The organism is Verrucomicrobiota bacterium (genome assembly GCA_016871495.1).
In the GTDB taxonomy this organism is placed as follows: Bacteria; Verrucomicrobiota; Verrucomicrobiia; order Limisphaerales; family VHDF01; genus VHDF01.
This window is the reverse complement of record VHDF01000167.1, coordinates 1-4,546: the sequence shown is the minus strand read 5'-3', so window position 1 is coordinate 4,546 and position 4,546 is coordinate 1. Positions and strand designations below refer to the sequence as shown.

3 protein-coding genes are annotated in these 4,546 nt (G+C 55.7%); 1 reads left to right on the top strand and 2 read right to left on the bottom strand.

What is annotated here, in order from left to right; all coding sequences use genetic code 11:
- Positions 1-149 precede the first annotated feature (149 nt).
- On the bottom strand, positions 150-569 hold the full coding sequence (locus tag FJ404_19375) for a hypothetical protein (GenBank protein MBM3825012.1): 420 nt from the start codon (positions 567-569) through the stop codon (positions 150-152).
- 77 nt (positions 570-646) lie between these two features.
- The gene (locus tag FJ404_19370) at positions 647-1,378 is read right to left on the bottom strand and encodes a hypothetical protein (protein ID MBM3825011.1); all 732 of its coding nucleotides are present in this window, start codon (positions 1,376-1,378) and stop codon (positions 647-649) included.
- 680 nt (positions 1,379-2,058) lie between these two features.
- Between FJ404_19370 and FJ404_19365 the strand changes: the two genes are divergently transcribed.
- The gene (locus FJ404_19365; protein MBM3825010.1) at positions 2,059-4,389 is read left to right on the top strand and encodes a hypothetical protein; all 2,331 of its coding nucleotides are present in this window, start codon (positions 2,059-2,061) and stop codon (positions 4,387-4,389) included.
- The last annotated feature ends 157 nt before the right edge of the window (positions 4,390-4,546 follow it).

The window sequence follows — 4,546 nt, the reverse complement described above, 5'->3', positions numbered from 1 at the left end:
TAGACCACTTTGTCTCCTTCCGTTCGACACGCCAGATCGCGGTTGAGCTCCACAGACCCGGCAGGAAACATCGGTCATTGAACTTGCGGCATTCACCTATTCACCGCCACCACCCCCATCCTTGAAAGTCGAAAATGTCCCTCTTGGTCTCAATTCCATTCCACTCCACCCAATCTTTCCCCGCATGAGGTCAGGATGTCTGAGACTATGAAATAGACCGAGATAAAGTCATCACTCAGACTTAAAATGCTGTCAGCCGGGTTGTTCGCAGGAACAAAAGGAGGGTTAGCCAAGTTTCCACCAGCGGAGTTGACTTCTCCTTGACCGCCAATGTTCTGGCGATCGGTCTTATTGAAGGTGACCGTTGGAAGCACCACGACGTCAATGCCAGCCTGCCTGTAGATCTTGTCAAGGTAGGTCTCATTGATGACAACCGTGTTGGCATTAGCACCACTGTCATCGGCGATGGAGACCGGTCTAATCTTAAATTGATGGGTGATGACCTGCCCATGCATGGACAACACACCCCATGCCAAGCTGGGAATTAAGAGGAACGTTCGCAATCGCATAAGAAATCAGTCAAAAAAAGTGGTTGCCCCAGAAAAGACCACTTCGTGTGAATTCTAATTCCGAGTCAAACTATTGCTTAGCGAGCCAACTTCCGGCGCATCGCGTGGGTAGCGAGGAAGGAAAGCCCGAGCAAGCCAAGACCGAGTCCGCTGTCTGGAACGCGAGCGTCGTTCGGGAGCCATCCGCGGATTTCGTCGTTGCCGCAGCCCATGGTCAGGTGACCACCAAAAGTTTTGGTGCCTGTGACAGCCGCCAAAATGGAGGTGATATCCATGGTCAGACCATAGTGCACTCCACCGAGCAAGCTCCGTGGGACACCTGGAGTGCCGGCATTGATGAAGGCATCGGCAGCAGCATCACCCACGGGCCCTCCCCAAGAAGCGATTCCCGTTTGGACTGCAGTCCGTCCAGCCGTGCTTTGCAATCGGAACGGATTCGAACCACTGATGGCCTGTGCACTGACGAGGCTATCCTCACCCGTCAAGGCGAAGATTTTATATCCGCCACCTGCGCCATTGCTGAAAATGTGACCTTGAGCGTTCGACACTCCCACTCCGCGCTCATAACCGTCAAAGGCAATGACAAATTCATAACCGGGGTTCAAGAAAGAGCTGTAACTCGAACCGCCACCAGCAGGCAGGCTCGCCGTTCCGTCGAGATCGATAAAGATGTCGCCGGGGAAGAAGAGCGCGTTGCTATTCGGATCAGTCGCCGAGAGCGGATTCGATACGAATGCTCCACCCACGCCGGTTCCACCATCAAAGCGATAGCCACCCACAACGGTAAGGTTGTTACCGTTCAGGACCAAGGCTTCAAGGTCCCATTCTTAGCCAGGAGCTGTGCCGGGCTCGGTTTCCTGGTCTTCGCGCACTTCCGCAAGCGTACCAGGCGTTGGAGGAGACAGACGCAGTTCAAGATCCGTTGCACCGGAATTGAACGCCCCCGTCCCATGTTGTCCGTCATAAACGGTGATGTCCCGGGCAGAAACCATTGCCGTTGTCGCGACAAAAGCTGCCAGGAAAGACCATCCGTATTGTTTTTAAGTTGTCTCATGGGTCTTTGTGTTAAAACTCAACAATTACTGCTCCCGATGAGCAGAAGACGTGCCACCTAAAACCAATCAACATAAATCGTTCATTATAAACATGTTGATTCATTGGACGCAGAAAACCGCTTGAGCGAATTGTAAGGAAAACCGACACTACATCGCGCTTCATCCTCTGCTTCGGCAGGTCCCTTCGATTTAAGACCTTGTAAAACAACATTTTGAGAAGAAATCATGCGCTCAATGGAATGTGTAAAGAATTCCGACAAGGAGGCGGATCGAGTCAAGATCACCCTCGGATTTATGCTCTCAAGTTGTTCGAAATAAATGTCTTGTGAATATTATAAATCGGAGCGACACCCACCTCCTAGTAACTCACTCGGATGCCATTTCGAATTCGATTTCCATTCCACGAAATCTTTTGTAAATATCTTCCATAGAACATGAAGCGTTTGAACGGCGACTCGACTGCTCGGAGCTTGCTGCTCCTCGTTGGCATTGTTACCGCCGGAGTCATCCTCGCCTGGTTCAAGACAGATCATAAACCAGCCTCAAACGGTCCGAATGACCGCGAAAACCCATTGCGGGAGGATTGGGTTCGGCGATTTCTCGACCTGGAAAAGGTCGAAGAGAACCTTCGGGGAACGCTCTGGGCTCCCGAGATCACCGCCCAATCCAAAGAGGATTTCTTCCTTTCGCTGTGGAACAAACTCAATGCCGCGCCTGATCCCTGGTCTGTCTTGGCGGAAATAGATCTCCAAGCAATCCGCTTTCCATCCCTCTCCCAACCGACACTTCTTCCCCACGGGATCATTACCAAAACTCATTCGTCCTCCTCTCAAAACAGACCCCTCTTCCACTGGTCAAAAAGTGATTGGCTTCAACGAATTGAAGCTCGGCGTGATGAAGGGTGGAAAATCGGACGCACCCATTGGCGATTATTGAGGCATGAATCCCATCCCGGACAGCTCCCGGTCTCCCAAGTCGCGTTTTCGATCCAATTCTCCAACTCGTTCCGGCCAAACCGATGGATCATGCGCGGGATCCTCAACGCCCATTGGTCTGCGGAACCTTCGTCCCCAGCCCCCACGCAATATCAAGCGGACCCCATCGAATGGGTCGGACTTGAAACCCCGCCGATGTTCGAACGCGTATTGTCCACATCCCTGACTCCTCATCAGAATTCCCATTTTGCGGATCCCTTGCTGGTCCAGGATTTAGATGGCGACGGCAGGCTGGAGATCCTCCTGCCCGGCGCGAATTGGGTGTTCCGCCGCCGAGGCACAACTTGGGAAGGCGAACCGCTGGCAAACCTTCCGCCCGGGATGGTCTCGGCAGGACTTTGCCTTGATCTCTTCGGGCGCGGACTTCCCCAACTGATTCTCGCCATGCGCGAAGGGCTCTATGTTTTCGACAATGACGGCAAGGGCCGGTTCACTTCAGCACCCCGGCTGGTCTGGCCCAGCGAAGCCAAACTAAAGCATCCACAAGTGCTCACGGCGGGCGATGTGGATGGCGACGGCCGGGCCGATCTGTGGCTGGGGCAATACAAGATTCCTTATCAAGGAGGTCAATTTCCCACACCCTATTTCGACGCCAATGACGGCTTCCCCTCCTATTTGCTGATTCAACAACCCTCCGGCAATTTCCTCGACGCAACCGCGAGCGCCGGATTGGACCAATGGCGCTTTCGCAGGAACTACAGTGCTTCCTGGGTGGACCTCGACCAGGATCAGGATCTGGATCTGGTCTCCGTCAGCGATTTCGCGGGCATCGATTATTACCTCAACAACGGCAAGGGGTCCTTCAAGCTCGCAAGCGAATCGTTGGGCGATGCACGGCATCTGTTCGGCATGGCCCACGCCGTGGGAGACCTCAATCGCGACGGACGCATGGACGTGATTGCGATCGGGATGGATTCCCCCGTCGCCGCCCGACTCGACAGCCTGGGGTTACAGCGCCCCGGTTTCGAGGCATTGGATCGGAAGCGCGGTGCCATGACGCACGGGAACCGGATTTATTCAGCGAGCGAACGAGGTTTGGAACCCGCGTCCTTCGCTCCCGCGTTACGGCACGCGGGATGGGCCTGGGGGGTGACGCTCCCGGATTTCGACAACGACGGGGACCTCGATGTCGCAATCGCCAACGGCCACGAGACGTTTCCGGATGTCACCGATTTTGAACGCCAATTCTGGTTGCATGACATTTACGTGGGCGGGTCCAGCAACGACCCCGTCCGGGACCTCTATTTCAAATCAGCCTTCGGCAAGCGGATGGCGGCTCGTCAATCGTACGGAGGTTGGCAGGACAACGCGTTCTTCCTGAATCTTGGCGGCGGTCGGTTCCTTGAGGCCGCGTTTCCCCTGGGAGTGGCGGTGCCCGAGGATTCGCAAGGCCTGGCAAGTGCGGACCTGGACCGGGACGGACGCATGGATTTGATCGTTCTCAGCTTCTCACCCTCGCCGGCGAGACGGCCTCGCCTCGATATCTATCGCAATGTCCTTCCTTCCACCGCGGCATGGATCGGATTTCGCTTTCGAGGAGCTCCCATGCAATCGAGTGGAGCGCGGATCGATCTGGTTACGGAAGCCGGTCGTCAATCGCGCTGGCTGGTCACCGGAGATTCTTACCGGACGCAGCATCCGGCCGAGGCTCATTTCGGCCTGGGCGGTCAAGGCGCGATCTCGGCGGCAGAGGTCCATTGGCCGGGCGGTCGTGTCACGAAGATTGAGTCCCTCGAACTCAACCGCTGGCATGAAATCGTCTGGCGCTGAATCGTGTCGGGTGGATGGGGGCTCCGCCATGGACCGCGCCGTTCACGGCGCTTCAGCGTCGCCCAATCCTGCCCGCGCCGAGTCTCTCCAGAGGCGATGCCGGCCAACAGTGCCATCGTTCGCTCGTGCACCAAACCAACCCCCTCGAACACGCCAT

What these genes read in the sequence shown, in the direction of transcription:
- FJ404_19375 (MBM3825012.1), bottom strand. Translation starts at nt 569, where the DNA reads ATGCGATTGCGAACGTTCCTCTTAATTCCCAGCTTGGCATGGGGTGTG.
- FJ404_19365 (MBM3825010.1), top strand. Translation starts at nt 2,059, where the DNA reads ATGAAGCGTTTGAACGGCGACTCGACTGCTCGGAGCTTGCTGCTCCTC.